This window comes from Methylobacterium sp. CM6241 (assembly GCF_054817845.1).
This window is the reverse complement of the sequence record NZ_CM139246.1, coordinates 3,557,496-3,573,353: the sequence shown is the minus strand read 5'-3', so window position 1 is coordinate 3,573,353 and position 15,858 is coordinate 3,557,496. Positions and strand designations below refer to the sequence as shown.

Sequence of the window (15,858 nt, the reverse complement as noted above, 5' to 3'; positions counted from 1 at the left end):
CGCGCTCTACCGCCGCCCGAACGGCCAATCGACGATCCGCGTGGCGTGGAGCGACCACCAGACCAGAACCGGTTGGAGGGCGAGGCGGGGCCCGTGATACCACCAGCTATCGGGCAGGCCGGGAACGGAGATCCCCTCGACCGCGTGCTTGATATTGGCCGGGAACACGCAGATCGCGTAGGCGGCCAGGGCGTAGCCGGCAGCGCGGCGAGTGCGCGCGACGAACAGGCCGGCCACGCAGGCGAGTTCGTAGAGACCCGTCAGGATGACGACCTGCCTCGGCCAGGGCACCCAATCGGGCATGATCGGCAGGAACCTGTCGGCGGCCGCGAGGTGGAGGAGGCCGATGCCGCCATAGAGCGCGGCGAGGCCGAGCCGCGAGAGCAGGCGGCTGTGCGTTGGGGCCTCCGTCGTGGGGGCCTTCGGCGCGATGCCGCCCGGCCTCACGCCACTTCCGGCGCGACGCCGCATTCCTCGGCGATGAGACGGCGGAGCGCGTGGCTCAACGCGGCGACGGTCTCGTGCCCACCGGGGAACGCCGTCGTCCCGATCGCCGTGACGGGGGAGAGGCCGCGCAGGGAATTGGTCATGAGCACCGCCTCGGCGGCCAGGACCTCCTCGGGGGCGAGGGAGCGTTCCGTGGTCCCGATGCCGAGGGATTGTGCCAAGCCGAGAACCTGCGCCCGGACGATGCCGGGCAGTACGCCGTCCGACAGGGGCGGGGTGACGAGGCGCCCGTCCAGGATTGCGAACAGGTTGCCGGTCCCGGCGCAGGCGAGGTGGCCTTTGGTGTTGAGGAACAGGGCCTCGTCGAATCCCCGCGCCCTCGCTTCCCGGGCGGCGAGGATGGCGTCGAGATAGCCCAGCGTCTTGATCCTCGCGGCCGGCGAGGTCTCGTTGCGGCGGATCGTGCTCGGATGCAGCGAGACCGGCGCGAAACCCGACCCCGCCCGGCGCGGCGTGGCGGCGATCCACCAGACCGGCCGGGCCGGCTCCGGCGGGGCGAGACCGCGCGGGCCGGAGCCGCGGGTGATCGTGGTGCGGAGCGCGCCGTCGCCGATGGCAGCGGCGACGCGGCGCATCGCCTCCCCCACTGGCTCCCGGTCGATGGAAAAGCCCAGATCGTCGGCCGAGGCGGCGAGCCGGGCGAGATGCGACTCATGGAAGGCGAGGCGGCCGCCGAGGCAGAGGGCCGTGTCGAAGAGGCCGTCCCCGAGGGTCAGGCCCCGGTCGGCGAGGTCGAAACCGTGGCGGCTGCCCTCGTGGAGGGCGCCGTCAAACCACAGCATCGCGGCTCTCCCGCCACCGGCGCGCCAGATCGAGGAAGTTGCCGAACACCGCGTGGCCGTTCTCAGTCAGCACCGATTCTGGGTGGAACTGCACGCCCATCGTCGGGTGGCGCCGGTGCGACAGGGCCATCACCTCGCCCTCCCCCGACACGGCGTCGACGACGAGGGATTCGTCCATGCCCGGCTGGGGCGTGACGATGAGGGAATGGTAGCGGCCCACCTGCATCGGGTCGGGCAGGCCCGCGAACAGGCCGGACCCGTCATGCCGGATCGCCGTCGCCTGGCCATGGAGCGGCCGCGCCGCCCGCTCGACCCTTCCGCCGAAGGCCGCGCCGATGGCCTGGTGGCCGAGGCAGACGCCGAGGATCGGGATCTCGCCGGACAGGGCCTCGATGGCGGGCAGGGTCACGCCGGCCTCGTTGGGGGTGCAGGGGCCTGGGGAGAGGATCAACGCCTCGGGAGCGAGTGCCCGGATGCCGGCGACGTCGACGGCGTCGTTGCGCAGCACCTTCACCTCCTGGCCGAGCTCCTCCACGTAGCGCACCACGTTGAAGACGAAGGAATCGTAATTGTCGACGACGAGGATCATGACGCCTCGCCCTCGTTCCGGTCGGGCTCGAAGGCGGCGAAGACCCGCGCCGCCTTGGTCAGGGTCTCCTCGTATTCGGCGGCCGGGTCGGAGAGGAGCGTCACCCCTCCCCCGGCCTGGAGCACGGCGCGGGCCTCGTCCATGAACACGGTGCGGATGGCGATGGAGGTGTCGAGCGACCCGTCGAACCCGATGGCGCCGATGGCCCCGCAATAGAGCTCGCGGGCATCGCCCTCGATCTCCGTGATGATGCCCATGGCGCGCAGTTTCGGGGCCCCGGTGATCGAGCCGCCGGGGAAGGTGGCGGCGATCAGGTCGATGGCGTCGAGCCCCTGGCGCAGGGTCCCCGTCACCACGGAGACGAGGTGGTGGACCGAGGCGTAGGATTCGAGCCCGCACAGGACCGGCACCTTGACGCTGTGCGGCTCGCAGATCCGCGAAAGGTCGTTGCGCAGGAGATCGACGATCATGATGTTCTCGGCCCGCTCCTTGACGTTGGCCTGGAGCGCCTCGCCCAGAGCCCGGTCCTCGGCGGGATCCTCCACCCGGCGCACGGTGCCCTTGATCGGCCGGGTCTCCACTGCCCTGCCCTGCAGCTTCATGAAGCGCTCGGGGCTGCTCGACGCGATGGTGAGGGCGTCGAAGGACAGATAGGCGCCGAAGGTCGCCGGGTTGGTCTCACGCAGGCGGTGATAGAGCGCGAAGGGATCGTATCCCGCCGGCAGCGCCGCCTCGAAGCGCTGGGCGATGTTGGCCTGGTAGATGTCCCCGGCCCGGATGTAGTCGCGCACCGTCTCCACCGCCGCCTCGTAGGAGGCCCTGGTGAAGTTGGAGCGCCAGGCGAGGGGCGCGGCCTCTGCTCTCGTCCGGGTGCCGCCGCCGCCCGCGAGCAACTCCGCGAAGCGGTCGAGCCGCGCCCGTGCCCTGTCGGCGCGGGTGGAATCCGTCAGCTCCGGAAAGCCGGTGGCGATGAGCCGGCAGGTGCGGCTGTCATGGTCGATGGACAGGATCGTGTCGTAGAGGTTGAAGGCGATGTCGTCGGTGAGGCCGGCGCGGCGGGCCGGCGGCGTCACTCGCTCCAGGCAGGCGCCGAGATCGTAAGCGAAATAGCCGATGGCCCCGCCGGGAAAGCCGATTCCCTCGTCGCCCGCCAGCCGGTAGGGCGCGAGGCAGGCGCGCAGGGCCTCCAACCCGGACCCTTCGAGGGCGCGTCCGTCGAGCGTCGCGCGGCCGTTCGCGTAGCGGAACCGCCCGAACGGATCGGCGGCCACGATCGAGACGCGCCCCAGGGTCTCGTGGCGCATGGCGCTGTCGAGGAAGGCCAGTCCCGGCAGGGACGAGAACGCCTCGGCCGCCGCGACGGGATCGATGAAGGGGATCTCGCGGGTCCACATGATGCTGTCGGACTTAAGAGCTTGACGCGGGCTGGGACACGGGCCCCTCCTGCGGCATGGTTTCCTGATGACGCGCCACAGGTGACACGGGTCGCGGTCCGACGGAAGCCGCGCGGGCTGCATGGGCCGTGGAGATTGGCGGCATGGTGCCCGGAACCGCCGCCCTCGCAACCGCGCGAGGATGGGCGTATAGGAAGGCTGCAACCCGGCACCCTCCGCCCCGAGAATCACGGCCGGTCGAGTTTTCCTCGGCCGCGACCGACGAGCGACCATGACCGTATCCGTCACCGTTCCGACCCCGGCGAAAGCCGCGCCCAAGATCTCCTTCGTCTCCCTCGGCTGCCCCAAGGCGCTGGTGGATTCCGAGCGCATCCTCACGCATCTACGGGCGGAAGGCTATGAGCTCGCACGCCGACATGACGGGGCTGACGTCGTCATCGTCAACACCTGCGGCTTCCTCGATTCGGCCAAGGCCGAATCGCTCTCGGCCATCGGCGAGGCCATGGCCGAGAACGGCCGCGTCATCGTCACCGGTTGCATGGGCGCGCAGCCCGAGGAAATTCGCGAGAAATATCCGAACCTCCTCGCGGTGACCGGGCCCCAGGCCTACGAATCGGTGGTCGCCGCCGTGCACGAGGCGGTGCCCCCGGCCCATGACCCGTTCCTCGATCTGGTGCCGCCGCAGGGGGTGAAGCTCACCCCGCGTCATTACGCCTATCTGAAGATCTCCGAGGGCTGCAACAACCGCTGCACCTTCTGCATCATTCCTTCCCTGCGCGGCGACCTCGTCAGCCGGCCGGCCGGCGACGTGCTGCGCGAGGCCGAGAAGCTGGTCAAAGCCGGCGTCAAGGAATTGCTGGTGGTCTCGCAGGACACTAGCGCCTACGGCGTCGATATCCGCTACGCCACGAGCCTCTGGCGCGATCGCGAGGTGCGGGCGAAGTTCTACGATCTCTCCGCCGAACTCGGCGAACTCGGCGCCTGGGTGCGGATGCACTACGTCTATCCCTACCCGCACGTGGACGACGTCATCCCGCTGATGGCCGAGGGCAAGATCCTGCCCTATCTCGACATGCCGCTCCAGCACGCCAGCCCGTCCGTGCTCAAGCGCATGCGCCGGCCGGGCAACCAGGAGAAACAGCTCGAGCGCATTCGGCGCTGGCGCGAGATCTGCCCGGACCTCGCCATCCGCTCGACCTTCATCGTCGGCTTCCCCGGCGAGACCGAGGCCGAGTTCGAGGAATTGCTGACCTGGATCCGGGAAGCCAAGCTCGAGCGCGTCGGCTGTTTCGAATACGAGCCCGTGGGCGGCGCGGTGGCCAACGGGCTCGGCGATCTCGTCCCGCCGGAACTCAAGGCCGAGCGCAAGCGCCGCTTCATGGAGGCGCAGCAGGGCGTCTCGGCCCGCCTGCAGAAGGCGCGCGTGGGCAAGCGCCTGCCGGTCATCATCGATGCCGTCGAGGGCGGTATCGCCAAGGGCCGCTCGAAATACGACGCGCCCGAGATCGACGGCAACGTCCATGTCACCTCGCGCCGGCCGCTGCGGGTCGGCGACATCGTCACCGTGAAGATCGAGCGGGCCGACGCCTACGACCTCTACGGCAGCGCGGTCTGACACCGCCCACCAAGGAGCCCCACCGGCCGCGACCGGCGGGGCCTTCCTCGTTAGCCGGGGTGTTCCTGACCCGTCAGAAATTCTTGCTCGTCAGGAATTCTTGCGCGGGCGGTGGTTCGGATCGATGCCGCCTTCCGGCGTGGTCTCGTTGTCGACGTCGCCTTCGAAGGTCGACTCGCCTTCGAGATCGCGGGGGTCGCCCCCCGACATCGTCATCCCCTTCGAGGTGCCGATTCCGGGATTGCCCTTGAGGTCCGCATCGGTCGGGACGTCGGTCTTCATGTGCTTGTTGGACATGAGCGCTCCATCACAGCTGCGATGACCCGTCAACGCGGCACCCACCGGCCAAGTTACCGGGTATCGTGCCGCATCAGGAATCGATGGACGCGCTGTCGATCCGGGTGATCCCGGCGCGGTCCATCTCGTCCCAGGCGCGGGCGAGCGAGCCGCTCTGGTCGATCGCCCTCACGGCGTCCTCCACCACGACGATGTCGAACCCCGCGCGCCGTCCGTGGAGGGCGCTCCAGGCGACGCAGAAATCCGTGGCGAGGCCACAGAGGAACAGGCGGGTGACGCCGCGTTCGCGCAGGTATCCCGTGAGCCCCGTGGGCGTGACGCCATCGGCTTCGAGGAAGGCCGAGTAGCTGTCCGTATGCGCATGGTAGCCCTTGCGGATCACCAGCTCGGCTTGGTCGGCATGCAATTCGTCGGAGAGCCGCGCGCCGGGCGAGCCCTGGATGCAATGGTCCGGCCACAGGATCTGTGGGCCGTAGGGCAGATCCATGGTCTCGAACGGGCGTCGCCCGGCATGGCTGGACGCGAAGGAGACGTGCCCGGCCGGATGCCAGTCCTGAGTCAGGACCACATGCGGGAACAGGGCGGCGAGGCGGTTGATCGGCGCGATCACCGCATGGCCGTCCGGCACCGCGAGGGCTCCGCCGGGCAGGAAGTCGTTCTGGACGTCGACCACCAGGAGAAGGTCGCGCTCACCTGGGGTCATCATTCGCTTCGTCCTGTCGTCGGGTGATCCCAGGATCGCGGTATCCTTGAATCACGGGATACTCGGATCACGAGACGCCTGAATCAGGGGATGCTCGGATCCGGAGATTCTTGGATCCGGAGATCCTTGGATCACGGGGTCATGATCGTGGCGCCCGTGGTCTGGCGTCCGGCCAGATCCTTGTGTACCTGCACCGCGTCGGCGAGTTTCGCCCGCGCATGGACGGGGATCTTCACCGCGCCGCTCGCCACCACGCCGAACAGGTTCTCGGCCATGGAATCGAGGGTGGCCCGGGTCCCCGCATGGGCGAACAGGGAGGGACGCGTCGCGAAGAGCGAGCCTTTCTGGCCCAGCACCGCCAGGTTGAAGTTCTCCACCGGGCCCGAGGCGGAGCCGAAGCTCACGAACATCCCCAGCGGGGCGATGCAGTCGAGGGAGGCCGGGAACGTGTCCTTGCCGACGCCGTCATAGACGACGCGCACGCCCTTGCCGCCGGTGATTTCCTTCACCCGCGCGGCGAAATCCTCGTCGCGGTAGAGGATGACGTGATCGCAGCCATTGGCCCGCGCCAGTTCCGCCTTCTCGGCCGAGCCCACCGTGCCGATGACGGTGGCGCCGATATGCTTGGCCCATTGGCAGGCGATGAGGCCGACGCCGCCGGCGGCGGCGTGGAACAGGATCGTGTCGCCGGGCTTCACCGGGCAGGTGCGGTGCAGGAGATACTCGGCGGTGAGGCCCTTCAGCATCATGGCCGCGGCGGTGTCGTCGTCGACCCCGTCGGCGAGATGCACGGCGGCGCTGGCATTGATCACCACCTCCTCCGCATAGGTGCCCTCGGCCGAACCGTAGGCCACGCGCTCACCCACCCGGAACCCGGTGACACCCTCGCCGATGGCGGTGACGACGCCCGCGCCCTCCTTGCCGGGGGTGAAGGGGAGCTGAGCCGCCTTGTAGGCGCCCGAGCGGAAGTAGATGTCGATGAAGTTGACGCCGATGGCCGTCTGGCGGACGCGGATCTGGCCGGGGCCGGGTTCGCCGACGGTCACCTCCTCGTAGCGCATCACCTCGGGCTCGCCGTATTCGTAGACCCGGATCGCCTTGGGCATTGTCGTCACTCCTCGTCTGTTCGATGGACGCGACATAAGCTGCCGGTATTAAGGGGCAAGTCCGGCGCTGCCGATTGAGGGGCCCGGCCGGAGGCGCGGGCGGCATGGCCATTGCGAAACATCGCCCGCCTCGTGTGAGAGAGGCCGGGCGGCGGCGTTCCCCGGCAACCGCGACGGAGGGTGGCAGCGTTCCATGGAAGAGATCGTCTGGATCAGGCCCGCCGATTACGATCCCGCCGTCGTCGCGGGGCTCGTGTTCCAGCCGGAGCCGGGCCTTCCCGCCTTCGAGGTCATGGACCGCTGCCGGGTGGTGATGATGTTCAAGGCCGGGATCGCCTGGGAAATCAGGCCGTTCACGCAACTCACCTTGAAGATCGTCGAGGAGCCGGAAGGCTGAAGTCTTTCACGGGATCCGCGACAGTTCCAGGTCGCGGCGGATCGCCAGGAGGTCGAGGACGGCGAGAACCAGCCAGGGACCTGCGATCCCGATGAAGAATGCCATGTGACCTCTCCTATCCCGGCGATGATCCGGCATCGCCGCATCGGACGATAGGACAGGTCCCGGCGGTCGGCAAACGGCAGGGCGCGGGTCTCGATCCGCCCTGCCCCCGGACGATGGTCAGGGCCGGCCGGCGGCGTCCAGGATCAGCCTCGCGATCGTGTCGGGCTGGGAGATCAGGGACAGGTGGCTCGCCGTCACCTCGATCGTGGTCGCGCCCATCCTCTTCGCCATGAAGCGTTGGAGAGCGGGGTCGATCGTCCGGTCCTCCGTCGAGACCGCGTAGAAGCTCGGCTTCGATCGCCAGGCCGCCTGGGTGGTCCTGCCCGCCAGCAGCGCTTTGGCGAAGGGCTGCTGCACCGCGTAGAGCACCTTCGCCTTTGCCTCGGGAAGGTCGCCGGCGAAATCCCGCAGGAAGGCCGCTTCGCCGAGACGTCCGTACTCGCCGTCGAAGACGATGCCGGCCGTGGCGGGCGGTGTCGGAAACGTCCTGGCCAGGGCGGCGTAATCCTCTCCCGCATCGGGGGCGCGCGCCGCCACGTAGACGAGGGCCGACACGTTGGGGGCGATGCCGGCTTCCGTGATGATCATTCCGGCGAAGGAATGCCCGACGAGCACGGTCGGCCCGTCCTGCCGCGCCAGCACCCGCCGCACCGAGGCCACCGCCTCGTCGAGGGTGGTCAGCGGGTTCTGCACCGAGGTGACATCGAGCCCCGCCGCCTGCAGCCGCCCGATCACCTCCGACCAGCACGACCCGTCGGCGAACAAGCCGTGGACGAGGACCACGTTGCGCGCCGGCGGGACCGGTGCGGCCAGAGCTGGGCGTTGCAGAAGCGGGACGACTGACGCGGCGGCGGACAGCCTCAGGAAAGAGCGGCGATCCATCGGGGGCTCCTCTGACGGCGACAGATTTGTCATTGACCGCGCCTTCGCGAGGAAAGTCCAGGCGCGGCTCGAAACCCTACCCGCCGGGATGAGCGCCCCCGGCCCGCCTCAGACCAGCCCGGTCAGGTAATAGACCCCGATGACCAGGAAGACCGCACTCGTCTTCAGCAGCGTGATCGCGAAGATGTCGGCATAGGCCTGCCGGTGGGTCAGCCCCGTCACCGCGAGCAGGGTGATGACCGCGCCGTTATGGGGCAGCGTGTCCATGCCACCGCTCGCCATGGCGGCGACCCGGTGCAGCACCTCCATGGGGATGCCGGTGGCCTGGGCCGCCGCGATGAAGGTGGACGACATGGCGGCGAGCGCGATGCTGAGCCCGCCGGAGGCCGAGCCGGTGATGCCGGCCAGAGCCGTCACCGTCACCGCTTCGTTCACCAGCGGATTGGGGATCGCGGACAGCGCCTCGCGGATGACGATGAAGCCCGGCAGGGCCGCGATGACCGCGCCGAACCCGTATTCGGAGGCGGTGTTCATGGCGGCGAGCAGCGAGCCCGCCACCGCCGCGCGGCTGCCCTCGGCGAAGCTCTTCGAGACCGGCTTCCAGGCGAAGACGAAGACCGTGAGGATGCCGGCCAGCAGCGCCAGTTCCACCGCCCAGATCGCCGTGACGGAGGACAGGGTCGTGACGATCGGCTTGTCGAGCCCCGCCAGCATGGTCTCGGTCTTCGCCCCGTAGAGGCGCGGGATGAGCGCGGTGAAGGCGAGGTTCGAGAGGCCGACCACGACGAGCGGCAGAAGCGCCACCAGGGGATGCGCCAGGGCTTCGTCGGAGACGGGCGTCGGCTCGTTGCTGTGGCCGCTGCCGTAGCCCTCTCCCCTGGCCTTGGCCGAGGCGATGCGCCGGTCGAGATAGGCGACGCCCGCGACGAGGATGAAGGCGGCGCCGATCAGCCCGAGCCAGGGGGCCGCCCAGGTGTTCGTGCCGAAGAAGGTGGTGGGAATGATGTTCTGGATCTGCGGCGTGCCGGGCAGCGCGTCCATCGTGTAGGAGAAGGCGCCGAGCGCGATGGTGCCGGGGATGAGGCGCTTCGGGATCTCGCTCAGCCGGAAGGCTTCCGCCGCGAACGGATAGACCGCGAACACCACGACGAAGAGCGAGACGCCGCCATAGGTGAGCAGATTGCAGACCAGCACGATGGAGAGCACGGCCCGGCGCGGGCCGACGAGATCGATCACTGCCGTGACGATGGAGCGCGAAAAACCCGACAGTTCGATGACCTTGCCGAACACCGCGCCAAGGAGGAAGACCGGCAGGTACAGCTTCACGAAGCCGACCATCTTCTCCATGAACAGGCCGGAGAAGACCGGCAGCACGGCGGACGGGTCGGTGAGGAGCACGGCAAGCAGTGCGGCCACCGGGGCGAACAGGATGACGCTGAAGCCGCGATAGGCGACGAGCATCAGGAAGCCGAGCGCCAGCAGCGCGATGGCGAGGCTCATGACGACGCTCTCATGATGGGGCAACCTCCGGGCACTCTGCCCCTGTCGAGACGCACAGCTGATGCTAGAAGCCGCAGCGTGGCAATGCCACAGCGAGGTGACCCGAGACGGACGGCACCTATTTGAAACGGCAGCGGTCCGGTCGGTGCCGCTTCGACTGGTCTGGTGAGGGTGCCCCTCGCCGAGGAGCGATGACATGAAGCCGTCCTCTCCCCGTTTCGACGTGGCCGTCGTCGGCGCAGGTGCGGCCGGGCTCGGTCTGGCCCTGGCCCTGGCGCGCGAGGGCATCGCTACGGCCCTCGTCGGCCGCCACGCCCCCGTCGCCGACGGACGCACGGTCGCCCTCCTCGACGGATCGGTGCGTTTCCTCCGCGCGCTGGGGGCCTGGGCGGAGGTGGCGCCGCATGCGGCACCCCTGGCCGAACTCCACATCGTCGACGATACCGGCAGCCTGTTCCGTCCGCCGCCGGCCCGGTTCGTCTCCACCGAAATCGGCCTCGACGCCTTCGGCTGGAACGTGGAGAGCGCCCGCCTCGTGGAATCGTTGCGAGCGCAGGCCCGGTCGGCTCCCGGCCTGACTCTGTTCGAGAGCGACGCGGTGGGGCTGGAACGGGATGCCGACGAGGCGCGGATCCTCGTCGGGGAAGGGGCCGCCGTCGCGGCGCGCCTCGTCGTCGGTGCGGACGGAGCCCGCTCGCGCATGCGGGAGCAGGCCGGCATCGCCACCAAGGACTGGTCCTACCCGCAGGCCGCCATCACCACGCTGCTCGCCCATGAGCGCCCGCACCGGGACGTCTCCACCGAATTCCATACCCGGCAGGGGCCGTTCACCCTGGTCCCCCTCCCCGGCGGGCATCGTTCCAGCCTCGTCTGGGTCACCGGCGCGGGACCGGCGCGTCGCCTCTCCGAACTGGAGGATGCCGACCTCGCGCGCGCCATCGAGAACCAGGCCCAAGCCATGCTCGGTGCCATGCGCATCGACGGGCCGCGCGGGCTCGTTCCCATGCGCGGCCTCTCCGTCGCCTCCCCGGTCGGGCCTCGCATCGCGCTTATCGGCGAGGCGGCCCACGCCTTTCCGCCCATCGGAGCGCAGGGGCTCAATCTCGGCTTGCGCGATGCCGCGGCGCTACGCGACAGCATCCTGGCCGCGACCGCGGACGGCCGCGATCCGGGCTCGCGCGAGGCTCTGTCCGGGTTCGCCCGTTCGCGGGCACTGGATGCCCGCCTGCGCACGGCTGCGGTGGATACGCTCAACCGCAGCCTGCTCAGCTCCCTGATCCCCGTCGATGCCCTGCGCGGGCTCGGCCTGCTGGCCATGACCACGATCGGGCCGCTGCGCCGCATCGTCATGCGCGAGGGTGTGCTGCCGCGCCTCGGCGCCCCCGCCCTGATGCGGTGACGGTCAGCGCCGGGCGAGGCTCGTCGGCGCATCCGCCGCACCGAAACGATCGCCGGTCGATCCGGTGGGGATCGAGGCCGCGGGCGTTCCGCGGCTGAAAGCGGTGCCGTCCCGCCCGAGGCGCTCGCCATGGGCGAACAGGGCCTTCATGTAATCCTGGTCGAACGGCGCCGAGGTGGTGCGCGTGAACCGGTTGTCGATCTGGGCCACGTCGAGATCGAGGCCGTTACGCTCGGCGAAGCTTTCCGTCAGGGCGAGGGCCGCGCGGGTCTGCGCCTTGATCGCGGCCGACATTGCGCGTCCGAGCACGCTCAGGGTCGTGCGTGTGGCCATCTGGAAGTCCGGCGTCACCGTGTTGTTGACGACGAGATAGACCGTGCTCGTGGGAAGCCTCACCTTGGCCTTGCCGAGGATCGCGGCTTCCGGCGCCAGGTAGAACGGCGCGGTGGTGCCGCCATCCGCATGCATCTTTTGGAAATGCTTCCCGTCCGTACCGACCACGTCGATCATCACTGGCGGGAACACGCCCGGCACCGCCGAGGAAGCGAGGATGACCGCGCGGAACAGGTCGAGCGCCTTCGGGCTGCCCTCGGAGGCGATGGCGCCCATGTCCCACAGGACGGGGCGTTCGCTGTCCACCGCCGTGGTCGCCACCAACAGGCGACGTCCCTTGGCGTGCTCGGCGGCGATGTCGGCGAGAAGCTTGCCGGTGACCATCCGCTCGATCCGGCGCTTGAGCGGCCAGGTATCGGTCAGGGCTTCGTTGGTACCGCCGAATTCGAAGACGTCGGCGGCCGAGATCTCCGTATAGGCCCGCGCCAGTGTCGCATCGGCGCTGGATCCGAGGAAGGCGAAGGGCGCGATCATCGCCCCCGTACTGACCCCGGTGATGATTCCGAAAGCGGGCCGGTTGCCGGCCTTGGACCAGCCGTTGAGGAGACCGGCGGCGAAGGCCCCGTTCTCGCCGCCGCCGGACAGGACCAGCCACGGATCGGACGCGGCACCCGCGCCGTCGATGAGATGCTGGAAGGCCTTGGTGTCGTCGGCTGGTATCCGGAGAAGGCCCTTCAGGCCGTCGGGCCTGGCATCGGCCGCATCACCAGCCGTGAACGCGACCCGTTCGGATGATCTCGCTGGCGATGACTTCGAGGATTCTTTGAGGGGAGCGGATCTCGCCGGTGCGCCCGCATGGGCCGGAGCGGCCTCGACCGGTCCGGCGATGCCGAGCATGGCCACCATGCTGGCCGCATAGAAGAGACCGTGTCGGCTGGATGATCCGGACATGAGAGAGTGTCCTTGGTAAGTCTCGAAACGCCCGCCTCTGCTGCGAGAACCCGGCGTCGACCGGCCGGTTCCGGTCCGTGGACCCTCCCCTTGCGTCGAACATGCGCCAGCGCACGTCGTTGGGAAAGCGGTCTCCTCCGAAAACCCGCCTTTACGCGGGGGGTAACCTTGACTAACCGCTTCGAGGCTAGAGCATCATCCGGAAAGTCAGATCTGGTTTTCGGTAAAGATGATGCGGTGCCAACACCCTAGGTCGACGACCTGAATACGATATGCAGGTCGTCGACTTGGTCCAACGACTATCCATAGCCGGAGCCCGAGTCCCGATGAAACTACCGCGCCGCTTCTTCCAGCCGCTCGCCACAGGCGCGCCGGCCCCGTTCCGTGACCTGCCGGTGAAGCTCGAGCGGATGATCCATTTCGTGCCGCCGCACAACGACAAGGTCCGCTCCCGGGTGCCGGAACTCGCCGCCACCGTGGACGTGGTGCTCGGCAATCTCGAGGACGCCGTGCCGGTCGATCAGAAGGAAGCCGCGCGCAAGGGCTTCGTCGCCATGGCGCAGGCCACCGATTTCGCCGCCTCCGGCACCGGATTGTGGACCCGCATCAACGCCCTCAACAGTCCCTGGATTCTCGACGACCTGTTCGAGATCGTGTCTCAGGTCGGGGACAAGCTCGACGTGGTGATGGTGCCCAAGGTCGAGGGACCGTGGGACATCCACTATATCGACCAGTTGCTGGCCCAGCTCGAGGCGAAGCACGGCGTCTCGAAGCCGATCCTCGTCCACGCCATCCTGGAGACCGCCGAAGGCGTCGCCAATGTCGACGCCATCGCTTCCGCCTCGCCGCGCATGCACGGCATGAGCCTCGGCCCCGCCGATCTCGCCGCCTCGCGCGGCATGAAGACCACCCGCGTCGGCGGCGGCCACCCGGATTACCGGGTCATCGCCGACCCGACGAGCGACGGCGCCGCCCGGGCTAGCGCCCAGCAGGACCTCTGGCACTACACCATCGCGAAGATGGTCGATGCCTGCATGGCCAACGGCCTCAAGGCCTTCTACGGCCCGTTCGGCGACTTCTCGGACGGGGATGCCTGCGAGGCTCAGTTCCGCAACGCCTTCCTCATGGGCTGCGCCGGCGCCTGGACCCTGCATCCGAACCAGGTCGCCATCGCCAAGCGCGTCTTCGCCCCCGATCCGGCGGAAGTCGCCTTCGCGGTGCGGATCGTCGAGGCGATGCCGGACGGGACCGGCGCGGTGATGCTCGACGGCAAGATGCAGGACGACGCCACCTGGAAACAGGCCAAGGTCATCGTCGATCTGGCCCGGCTGGTGGCCGAGAAGGACCCGGAGCTCGCCAAGACCTACGGCCTGAAGTGACCTCTGGCCCGAACTGAGATGGCCTTCCCTCTCCCCGCACGCGGGGAGAGGGCTTCATGCCTCCTCGTCGGGGCATGAAGCGAGGCGGCAGCCGAAGGTGAGGGGGCGGCTCAGGCACAGCCTCGTTCGTTCGACCCCCCTCACCGCCGCTCCGGCTTCGCCTCCGCTTCCCGCAGCCACGGATCCCGAAGCGATCGGCCGGATGCCGTCCGAGATCTGCAGACCGAGACGGCTCCTTGCGATGCGGCGTGGCAACGCCGCCGATGACAACCTGTCCGACGCATCCTATTTTGGCGTCATGACCGATTTCTCTCCCACCGGAATCCAGACGCGCACCGCCAAGTTCGGCCTCGGCGCCGTGGTGCGCCACCGGATCTACCCGTTTCGCGGCGTCGTCTTCGACGTGGACCCGATCTTCGACAACACCGAGGAATGGTGGCTGGCGATTCCCGAAGAGGTACGGCCGCGCAAGGACCAGCCGTTCTACCACCTTCTCGCCGAGAACGCGGAGAGCGAGTACGTGGCCTATGTCTCCGAACAGAACCTCATTCCCGACACGTCCGGCGAGGCCCTGCGTCATGCCGGGATTCCGGAGGTGTTCGAGCGGGATTCGGACGGCGCCTACCGCCTTCGGGGCGCGCACGCGAATTGAGTCCCGGACGGGACCCTACATCGCGGAGCCCTCTCATCGACGGTGCGCATGAAAAAGGCCGGGCTCGCCGCCCGGCCTTTTCCTATTGTCATGAAGTGGGTTCGAGGCCCGGTCTCAGGGCTTCGGAGCGGTACCCACGGCGGCAGCGCCGGCGGCATTCTGCTTCTCGAGGTTCTTGCGCATGTCTTCGCTGCGCTTCTCGAGCTCGGCCTGGAGCTTCTTCTGCTGCTCTTCCAGCACCTTCGGATCGACGGCCGGGCCGTCGAAGGCCTTGCCGAAGCCGGTCAGCGGCACGGCGAAAGTCACCTCGCGCTGGGCCTGGTTCTGGACGCTGATGTTGAGGGTGGTGCCCTTCTTGAGCGCGTTCACGAGGTCGTTACCGACATTGCCGGCCTCGGCGAAGCAGCCGTTGGGGAAGCACACGGCGAACTTACCCGGCGTCGCCTGCTGGCCATCGACGGTGAAGCGGATGCCGGGGCCGAGGAGCAGGCCGAGCGGCAGCAGGTAGCGCACCACGCGCACGCTCTGCTGGGCGTTCTTCATGTCGTAGACCGCCACGGCGAGGACCGGCTGGCCCTGGTCGGAGACGAAGTCGCGGGTGGTGTAGCAGACGTCGGTGCTGGTGTTCTGGTCCTTGCCGCAGACCTTGGTCCAATCGGCCTGGGACGGCTCGGACTTTACGTTGACGATCTGCGGGCCGGCCGGCTGCTGGGCGGCCGGGGTTTGGGTGGCCGGCGCTGCCGGGGCCGGTGCGGTCGGAGCGGGGGCCTTGCCCTTCGGAGCCTGGGCGAAGGCCGGTGCCGCCAAGCCCGCATTGCCCATCATGCCGGCCAGGGCGAGAATCGCGGCGGCGCGCATCGGGCGCGCGGGACGGTTGGCAAAGAACATCAGCTCTGACCCCTTGGATATCGCGAATGACGAAGACATGCTGCGGCGCTTGAACCCAGCAGGACGTTTCCTGAACTCGATGATGCGGATCGAAACCCGCGGACGGCGTTCGGCCGAGCCCTCGCCGCCCTGGTTCGCGCGGTCAAGCCCTCGGCGCGCGCAAATCACCCGCTCCTGAACCCTGGATGGCCAATATGGGCCCGCCAGGGTGCCGAACGGGGCGTTCAACGCCTCGAACCCGCTCGAACGACCGGGCCGCCTGCTTCCCTGCGGAATGCGGCGAAGACATGACACTTGCGCTGTCCGCCGGATCGCGGACGACCTGTCCGTTGCCCTTTCCAAAGGGCGTTTTTAAGCAAAGTTTAACCCTAACCGTTCA

At 68.8% G+C, this 15,858-nt stretch carries 16 protein-coding genes; 5 read left to right on the top strand and 11 right to left on the bottom strand.

Annotated features, from left to right (window positions below):
• Positions 1-6: 6 nt before the first annotated feature.
• From ACYQR9_RS16750 to pabB, 4 genes are read right to left on the bottom strand one after another with little or no spacing between them, the layout of a single operon-like run.
• Complete coding sequence (locus ACYQR9_RS16750) at positions 7-471, bottom strand: DoxX family protein (protein ID WP_461227454.1); 465 nt, start codon at positions 469-471, stop codon at positions 7-9.
• Positions 444-1,289: an aminotransferase class IV gene (locus ACYQR9_RS16745; protein WP_461227452.1), complete on the bottom strand. Its 846-nt coding sequence runs from the start codon at positions 1,287-1,289 to the stop codon at positions 444-446. The genes ACYQR9_RS16750 and ACYQR9_RS16745 overlap by 28 nt, the downstream gene beginning before the upstream one ends.
• A complete protein-coding gene (locus ACYQR9_RS16740) occupies positions 1,276-1,878 on the bottom strand; it encodes an anthranilate synthase component II (RefSeq protein ID WP_056425731.1) in 603 nt (200 codons plus the stop codon). The genes ACYQR9_RS16745 and ACYQR9_RS16740 overlap by 14 nt, the downstream gene beginning before the upstream one ends.
• Positions 1,875-3,272 (bottom strand): aminodeoxychorismate synthase component I, encoded by a 1,398-nt coding sequence (pabB, locus tag ACYQR9_RS16735; RefSeq protein WP_461227450.1) that lies wholly within the window; start codon positions 3,270-3,272, stop codon positions 1,875-1,877. Before pabB ends, ACYQR9_RS16740 begins: the two co-directional genes overlap by 4 nt.
• A 271-nt stretch (positions 3,273-3,543) precedes the next feature.
• On the opposite strand from pabB, the gene rimO reads away from it, so the two are divergent.
• Positions 3,544-4,887: a 30S ribosomal protein S12 methylthiotransferase RimO gene (gene rimO, locus ACYQR9_RS16730; RefSeq protein ID WP_461227448.1), complete on the top strand. Its 1,344-nt coding sequence runs from the start codon at positions 3,544-3,546 to the stop codon at positions 4,885-4,887.
• 90 nt (positions 4,888-4,977) lie between these two features.
• Here the strand turns inward: rimO and ACYQR9_RS16725 are convergent, their stop codons facing one another.
• The 3 genes from ACYQR9_RS16725 to ACYQR9_RS16715 all read right to left on the bottom strand — a co-directional run bounded on the left by ACYQR9_RS16725 (position 4,978) and on the right by ACYQR9_RS16715 (position 6,993).
• A complete protein-coding gene (locus ACYQR9_RS16725; RefSeq protein ID WP_056425741.1) occupies positions 4,978-5,184 on the bottom strand; it encodes a hypothetical protein in 207 nt (68 codons plus the stop codon).
• Between the two features lie 73 nt (positions 5,185-5,257).
• Positions 5,258-5,890 (bottom strand): bifunctional nicotinamidase/pyrazinamidase, encoded by a 633-nt coding sequence (pncA, locus tag ACYQR9_RS16720; protein WP_207411235.1) that lies wholly within the window; start codon positions 5,888-5,890, stop codon positions 5,258-5,260.
• A gap of 128 nt (positions 5,891-6,018) precedes the next feature.
• The gene (locus ACYQR9_RS16715) at positions 6,019-6,993 is read right to left on the bottom strand and encodes a quinone oxidoreductase family protein (RefSeq protein WP_461227446.1); all 975 of its coding nucleotides are present in this window, start codon (positions 6,991-6,993) and stop codon (positions 6,019-6,021) included.
• 193 nt (positions 6,994-7,186) lie between these two features.
• Here ACYQR9_RS16715 and ACYQR9_RS16710 point away from each other — a divergent pair, with 193 nt between their 5' ends.
• Positions 7,187-7,390 (top strand): hypothetical protein, encoded by a 204-nt coding sequence (locus ACYQR9_RS16710; RefSeq protein WP_018043697.1) that lies wholly within the window; start codon positions 7,187-7,189, stop codon positions 7,388-7,390.
• Positions 7,391-7,612: 222 nt separating this feature from the next.
• Here the strand turns inward: ACYQR9_RS16710 and ACYQR9_RS16705 are convergent, their stop codons facing one another.
• Together ACYQR9_RS16705 and ACYQR9_RS16700 are read right to left on the bottom strand one after the other, a co-directional pair.
• Complete coding sequence (locus ACYQR9_RS16705) at positions 7,613-8,377, bottom strand: alpha/beta fold hydrolase (protein ID WP_461227444.1); 765 nt, start codon at positions 8,375-8,377, stop codon at positions 7,613-7,615.
• A 108-nt stretch (positions 8,378-8,485) separates the two neighbouring features.
• Complete coding sequence (locus ACYQR9_RS16700) at positions 8,486-9,877, bottom strand: GntP family permease (RefSeq protein WP_461227442.1); 1,392 nt, start codon at positions 9,875-9,877, stop codon at positions 8,486-8,488.
• A 196-nt stretch (positions 9,878-10,073) separates the two neighbouring features.
• Between ACYQR9_RS16700 and ACYQR9_RS16695 the strand changes: the two genes are divergently transcribed.
• A complete protein-coding gene (locus ACYQR9_RS16695; RefSeq protein ID WP_461227440.1) occupies positions 10,074-11,276 on the top strand; it encodes an FAD-dependent monooxygenase in 1,203 nt (400 codons plus the stop codon).
• A gap of 3 nt (positions 11,277-11,279) precedes the next feature.
• On the opposite strand, the gene ACYQR9_RS16690 is transcribed toward ACYQR9_RS16695, so the two are convergent.
• The gene (locus ACYQR9_RS16690) at positions 11,280-12,560 is read right to left on the bottom strand and encodes a patatin-like phospholipase family protein (protein ID WP_461227438.1); all 1,281 of its coding nucleotides are present in this window, start codon (positions 12,558-12,560) and stop codon (positions 11,280-11,282) included.
• A gap of 326 nt (positions 12,561-12,886) precedes the next feature.
• Here ACYQR9_RS16690 and ACYQR9_RS16685 point away from each other — a divergent pair, with 326 nt between their 5' ends.
• Both ACYQR9_RS16685 and hspQ read left to right on the top strand, forming a co-directional pair.
• Positions 12,887-13,939, top strand: a complete 1,053-nt coding sequence (locus ACYQR9_RS16685; RefSeq protein ID WP_056425762.1) for an HpcH/HpaI aldolase/citrate lyase family protein — start codon at positions 12,887-12,889, stop codon at positions 13,937-13,939.
• Positions 13,940-14,237: 298 nt separating this feature from the next.
• Complete coding sequence (gene hspQ, locus ACYQR9_RS16680) at positions 14,238-14,591, top strand: heat shock protein HspQ (RefSeq protein WP_056453784.1); 354 nt, start codon at positions 14,238-14,240, stop codon at positions 14,589-14,591.
• 114 nt (positions 14,592-14,705) lie between these two features.
• On the opposite strand, the gene ACYQR9_RS16675 is transcribed toward hspQ, so the two are convergent.
• Positions 14,706-15,479, bottom strand: a complete 774-nt coding sequence (locus tag ACYQR9_RS16675) for an invasion associated locus B family protein (protein ID WP_056425765.1) — start codon at positions 15,477-15,479, stop codon at positions 14,706-14,708.
• Positions 15,480-15,858 lie beyond the last annotated feature (379 nt).

What these genes read in the sequence shown, in the direction of transcription:
- ACYQR9_RS16750 (WP_461227454.1), bottom strand. Translation starts at nt 471, where the DNA reads ATGCGGCGTCGCGCCGGAAGTGGCGTGAGGCCGGGCGGCATCGCGCCG.
- ACYQR9_RS16745 (WP_461227452.1), bottom strand. Translation starts at nt 1,289, where the DNA reads ATGCTGTGGTTTGACGGCGCCCTCCACGAGGGCAGCCGCCACGGTTTC.
- ACYQR9_RS16740 (WP_056425731.1), bottom strand. Translation starts at nt 1,878, where the DNA reads ATGATCCTCGTCGTCGACAATTACGATTCCTTCGTCTTCAACGTGGTG.
- pabB (WP_461227450.1), bottom strand. Translation starts at nt 3,272, where the DNA reads ATGTGGACCCGCGAGATCCCCTTCATCGATCCCGTCGCGGCGGCCGAG.
- rimO (WP_461227448.1), top strand. Translation starts at nt 3,544, where the DNA reads ATGACCGTATCCGTCACCGTTCCGACCCCGGCGAAAGCCGCGCCCAAG.
- ACYQR9_RS16725 (WP_056425741.1), bottom strand. Translation starts at nt 5,184, where the DNA reads ATGTCCAACAAGCACATGAAGACCGACGTCCCGACCGATGCGGACCTC.
- pncA (WP_207411235.1), bottom strand. Translation starts at nt 5,890, where the DNA reads ATGATGACCCCAGGTGAGCGCGACCTTCTCCTGGTGGTCGACGTCCAG.
- ACYQR9_RS16715 (WP_461227446.1), bottom strand. Translation starts at nt 6,993, where the DNA reads ATGCCCAAGGCGATCCGGGTCTACGAATACGGCGAGCCCGAGGTGATG.
- ACYQR9_RS16710 (WP_018043697.1), top strand. Translation starts at nt 7,187, where the DNA reads ATGGAAGAGATCGTCTGGATCAGGCCCGCCGATTACGATCCCGCCGTC.
- ACYQR9_RS16705 (WP_461227444.1), bottom strand. Translation starts at nt 8,377, where the DNA reads ATGGATCGCCGCTCTTTCCTGAGGCTGTCCGCCGCCGCGTCAGTCGTC.
- ACYQR9_RS16700 (WP_461227442.1), bottom strand. Translation starts at nt 9,877, where the DNA reads ATGAGCCTCGCCATCGCGCTGCTGGCGCTCGGCTTCCTGATGCTCGTC.
- ACYQR9_RS16695 (WP_461227440.1), top strand. Translation starts at nt 10,074, where the DNA reads ATGAAGCCGTCCTCTCCCCGTTTCGACGTGGCCGTCGTCGGCGCAGGT.
- ACYQR9_RS16690 (WP_461227438.1), bottom strand. Translation starts at nt 12,560, where the DNA reads ATGTCCGGATCATCCAGCCGACACGGTCTCTTCTATGCGGCCAGCATG.
- ACYQR9_RS16685 (WP_056425762.1), top strand. Translation starts at nt 12,887, where the DNA reads ATGAAACTACCGCGCCGCTTCTTCCAGCCGCTCGCCACAGGCGCGCCG.
- hspQ (WP_056453784.1), top strand. Translation starts at nt 14,238, where the DNA reads ATGACCGATTTCTCTCCCACCGGAATCCAGACGCGCACCGCCAAGTTC.
- ACYQR9_RS16675 (WP_056425765.1), bottom strand. Translation starts at nt 15,479, where the DNA reads ATGTTCTTTGCCAACCGTCCCGCGCGCCCGATGCGCGCCGCCGCGATT.